At 50.7% G+C, this 4829-nt stretch carries 3 protein-coding genes; 2 read left to right on the top strand and 1 reads right to left on the bottom strand.

What is annotated here, in order from left to right:
* Positions 1-163 precede the first annotated feature (163 nt).
* Positions 164-2185, top strand: a complete 2022-nt coding sequence (locus AT710_09145; protein ID KUO90361.1) for a hypothetical protein — start codon at positions 164-166, stop codon at positions 2183-2185.
* Positions 2182-3870, top strand: coding sequence for a hypothetical protein (locus tag AT710_09140; protein KUO90360.1), 1689 nt, complete (start codon positions 2182-2184; stop codon positions 3868-3870). The genes AT710_09145 and AT710_09140 overlap by 4 nt, the downstream gene beginning before the upstream one ends.
* Here AT710_09140 and AT710_09135 read toward each other — a convergent pair.
* Complete coding sequence (locus AT710_09135; GenBank protein ID KUO90362.1) at positions 3867-4523, bottom strand: hypothetical protein; 657 nt, start codon at positions 4521-4523, stop codon at positions 3867-3869. The two genes, AT710_09140 and AT710_09135, sit on opposite strands and share 4 nt — an antisense overlap.
* Positions 4524-4829: the final 306 nt, after the last annotated feature.

The raw sequence follows: 4829 nt of genomic DNA, 5'->3' as shown, positions 1-4829 counted from the left end.
CAAAAACCTTTAAATTCCTAAAGTACTCAAAGATGTCCACGGGTGGTGGGTCCCACATGTGTTCACCGATTCAACTGCGTGGAGCCCACCACGTTTAAGCCCTATCCGGACAGGTCCTTAGAAGTCGAGTAAAAGATATATCTAGTGAAGTTTTTGGCAGTCTATGGTTTCCTATTTGGGGGTTGACGTTGGGGGTACGTTCACTGATCTGGTGGTTTACGACGATACTAGTCAGACCCTAACTATTCGTAAAATCCCGACCCACTCCAAGAAGCCAGAGGAGGGTATCATCGAAGCGATTGAGTCTTCGAATGTTGACTTGGGTTCATGCAGGATTATTGTGCACGCCACCACCATAGCCACCAACGCACTTCTAACGGGTGTAGGTCTTGGGAGGGTGGCGCTCGTAACAAATGAGGGTTTTAGGGATGTGTTGGAGATCGGGAGACAGAGAAGACCCGAACTTTACAATCCCTACTTTACGAAGCCGAGACCCCTCGTGGACAGGGTGAACAGGTACACGCTCAAATGCCGCACAACCCATACAGGCGATGTGGTTATAGACCTCGATGGCAAGGAGTTAAAACGACTCTCTGAGAAGCTGGTAAACTTGGATTTTGACTCGGTGGCAATAGTGTTTCTCCACTCATACGCAAACCCGGAACACGAGAAAAAGGTGGCAGATGCACTCAGAAACGCTGGTTTCCGCGGCGAATTGGCGTTATCAAGCGAAGTCGACCCATACTATAGAGAGTATGAACGCACAAGCACCACAGTGGTGAGCGCCTCCCTCGCCCCACTTGTATCATCATATATAAACTCTTTACGCATCATGCTAGAAGAGAAGGGTTTCAAAGGTGAGCTGTATGTAATGTGCTCGGATGGGGGTGCCGCTAGGAGCGACGAAGTCGCGAAGAGACCTGTCTCAATGATCGAGTCGGGTCCAGCTGCAGGAGTACTAGCTTCTGCGCATCTTGCTAGGAATATGGGTTTGAATAAGGTTATAACATTTGACATGGGTGGCACAACAGCTAAGGCTGGAGTTGTTTTGGGAGGGCAACCCCAAGTTGTGTATGAATTTGAAGCCGCGGGTAAGACACACAGTGGTAGATCCATTAAAGGTAGTGGCTACACTGTGAGATACCCCTTTATAGATCTAGTAGAGGTGAGCGCTGGTGGGGGCACCATAGCTTGGGTGGACGAAGCCGGTGGGCTCAGGGTTGGTCCACGAAGCGCCGGAGCAGAACCGGGACCAGCCGCCTATGGTAGGGGTGGGGTCGAACCCACTGTGACGGATGCAAACACACTCCTTGGAAGACTGAACCCTAAGGGTCTGCTTGACTCTCAGATGCACTTATACCCAGAACTCGCGGAGAAGGCTCTGGCGGAGATCGGCGTGCGCTTGGGGCTAAGTGTCGAGGATACGGCGATAAGCGTTCTACGTCTAATAAACACCCATATGGGTAGGGCGATAGAGCTTGTGAGCGTAGACAGGGGGCGTGATCCACGTGATTTTACGCTTGTAGCGTTCGGAGGTGCAGGGCCGATGCACGCCTGCGACCTAGCTGAGGAGGTGGGTGTAACCCAGATAGTTGTGCCAACAGATCCCGGTGTGTTCTCTGCTTACGGCTTGCTTACCACGGATTTTGTGCGCCATTTCGGAAAAACAGTTATGTGCACGCCTGAGGAGGTTCAATCGAAGCTGGCGGCTTTTAGAGGAGAGGTGGAGAGCAGACTGCTCAGTGAAGGGCTTAAAGATTTTAGGCTGAGCGAGTATGTGGATGCGAGATACGCTGGCCAATCCTACGAGTTGACGCTCCCATATACACCCAATCTAGTTGAGGAGTNCGGGCGAGCCCACAGAGAGGCTTACGGCTACTCTGCGCCTGACACAGTGGAGGTGGTCTCGATCAGGATAAAGGCCACAGTAGCCCTACCCAAGGCAGGCATGGTTAGACACCGGGCGGATAAGAGGTTGAGGGTGGAGCCAGCGGAGTATAGGCGTGCATGGATTGGGGGACGCTTCCTCAACGTAGGGATCTATAGGAGAGAGGACTTGAGGGGGGGCTTCGAGGTGGATGGACCCGTAATCATAGAGGAGTACACCTCGACAACCGTTGTGAATCCGGGTTGGAGATGCACTGTGGGTGATTTCGGTGTGCTTACACTCAGGAGGTCGATATGAGTTTGGCCTCTTATAATGTCACATGGGAGATTGTTAGGCGTGGTCTCGAGAACATCTCTGAAGAGATGGGTATAGCTCTGCATAACTCGTCGTATTCTCCGAACATTAAGGAGCGGATGGACCACTCGGCGGCCATATTCGATGCGGAGTGCAGGCTACTCGCCCAAGCTGAACACATACCAGTGCACCTAGGGTCGCTTCAATGGGGGCTTAAAAACATCGTGGAGAACTGCATTAAGGAGGATGTCAACCTAGATGAGGGTGTGATGGTGGTGTGCAACAACCCATACATTGCGGGTACACACCTCAACGATGTTACACTCATCAGACCAGTTTACCATTCGGGTAAACTCGTTGGGTTCGTCGCAAACAAGGCCCATCACTCTGATGTTGGGGGGAAGGTTCCTGGCAGCATATCCGTGGATGCGAAAAGTCTTTTCGAGGAGGGGGTGATCGTTAATCCCACGCACATAGTAGTGGCCAACTCTTTCGTCGAGCCCACACTACGCATCTTCGCTTCGAATACTAGGACACCTAGGGAGAGGCTGGGCGACCTAAGAGCTCAGGCGGCAGCCAACTTCGTGGGGGAAAGACGCCTCCTGGAACTGATAAACAAATACTCATACGAAGTGTTCAGTGAAGCAGTTGACGGATTCTTAGAGTACACCAAAAACATTGTGGACGCCAGATTGAAAACCCTGAAGAAGGGTGTTTTCCAAGAAGTTGACTACTTAGAGCACCCGAAGGGTTGGGATATACCACTCAGGGTTAGGCTCACAGTTAGCGGTGACGGTGTTCAAATTGACTACCAAGACACACACCCACAAGTGGATATACCATTGAACGCGGTGTTCGGCGTAACACTATCCGGAGCATACTTTGTTTTAAGGTCGATACTCGGAGAGGATGTGCCAGTGAACCACGCTACATTTTCAAAAGTAGTAGTCCAGGCACCTCAAGGCTCAATACTAAACCCAATATATCCAGCCCCAGTTGCTGGAGGCAACGTTGAGACGAGTCAGAGGAACGCCGACCTCCTCTTTGCAGCCTTCAGCCACGCCGTAGAGGGTAGGGTTCCAGCGGCTTCGGGTGGCTCAATGAACAACCTGATGATGGGTGGGGTATTCGATGGTAAGAGTTGGGCCTACTACGAAACCAACGGTGTAGGCTCCGGTGGCAGGCCCTCCCAAGATGGTGTTAACGCGGTGCACACCAACATGACTAACACGATGAACACCCCAATAGAGGAAATCGAGAGAAACCTACCCCTCCTATTTATTAGATATGAGGTAAGGCCGGACAGCTGTGGGGCGGGGATGTTCAGAGGTGGATGCGGTTTAATAAGAGCCTTCCAAGCTCTAAGCACACTAACCGTAACAGTACTCGCGGAGCGGGGAAAGCGTGGTGCATGGGGACTTAACGGTGGAAAAGAGGGGTCACCCACCAGAGTGTATATAATTAGAAACGGGAAGAAAAGAAGCGTGAACGTGAAGGTTACCCTAACCCTCAATAGGGGTGATATACTCGAGATCCAAACAGCTGGGGGCGGCGGCTACGGTGACCCCACCCTAAGGGATAAAACACTTATCCAATCGGACCTCTTAAATGGGTATATCACATCCTCATACGCTGAAAAACACCACGGCTACAAGCAAAAACAGGTGGGTCACCCAAATATTAGCTAAGTCAGACGTTGGGTCGGATAGCTTCCACATATGCGCACAGATTCGCTCACGGCTGGTAACCTCTCCAGACACCTCGCCACGTTCGGCTCATCCAAACAACCCTCGAACTCGAGCAAAAAGTAGTACTGCCACGCTAATCCACGCAGGGGCCTAGAGTATATCATGGTGAGGTTAATACCCTCCGTGTAGAAAGCTTCCAAGAGCTTCAGTAGGCCGCCAGGTCTATGCGGTACCGTGGCTAAAAGCATCGTCCTTTCACCGCTACGTGTGAGCTCCTTTGAGATAACACCGAATTTCGTGATGTTGTTATCTTCCTGTAACCCATCCGCAATAATTTTCAAACCGTAGAGTTGCGCTGCCACCCTCGAACAAATGGCTGCCCCTGATTCATCTTTTGAAGCAAGCATCGCAGCATGAGAAGTACTCTCCACGGGGATAACTTCAGCTTCAAGAGAGTTAAGCACATCCCTCCGAACCTCCCTGATGGCGTGGTGATGAGAGTAAATTCTCTTAAAACCGCGGTCACCGTTCACCGAGGCCAAAACAAGGTTTATCCCTAGCTCAATAACCCTATTCACATACACATCTCTTCGACTAAAAAGATTATCAAGCGTTTCATTAACCGGCCCCTCAAGACTGTTCTGAATCGGCACAACACCTAGACACCCAATTCCAGAGCCAACAGCCTCGAAGACACCGCTTATAGTCCTAGATTCAACGAGATTCAAACCTAAATTCAAAGCCGCCTCATAGGTGAAACTTCCCTTAGGACCTAAATAATAAATTCCAAGTGGATCACACAAAACCCAAACAATAAAATATAAATTCTTCGCAGATTCTCGGGACCTGTTCGGATAAGGCTTAAACGTGGTGGGCTCCACGCAGTTGAATCGGTGAACACATGTGGGACCCACCACCCGTGGACATCTTTGAGTACTTTAGGAATTTAAAGGTTTTTG

Origin of the sequence: Thermocladium sp. ECH_B, from assembly GCA_001516585.1 — an archaeon.
Lineage (GTDB): Archaea > Thermoproteota > Thermoprotei > Thermoproteales > Thermocladiaceae > Thermocladium.
This window is presented reverse-complemented; position numbering and strand designations above follow the sequence as displayed.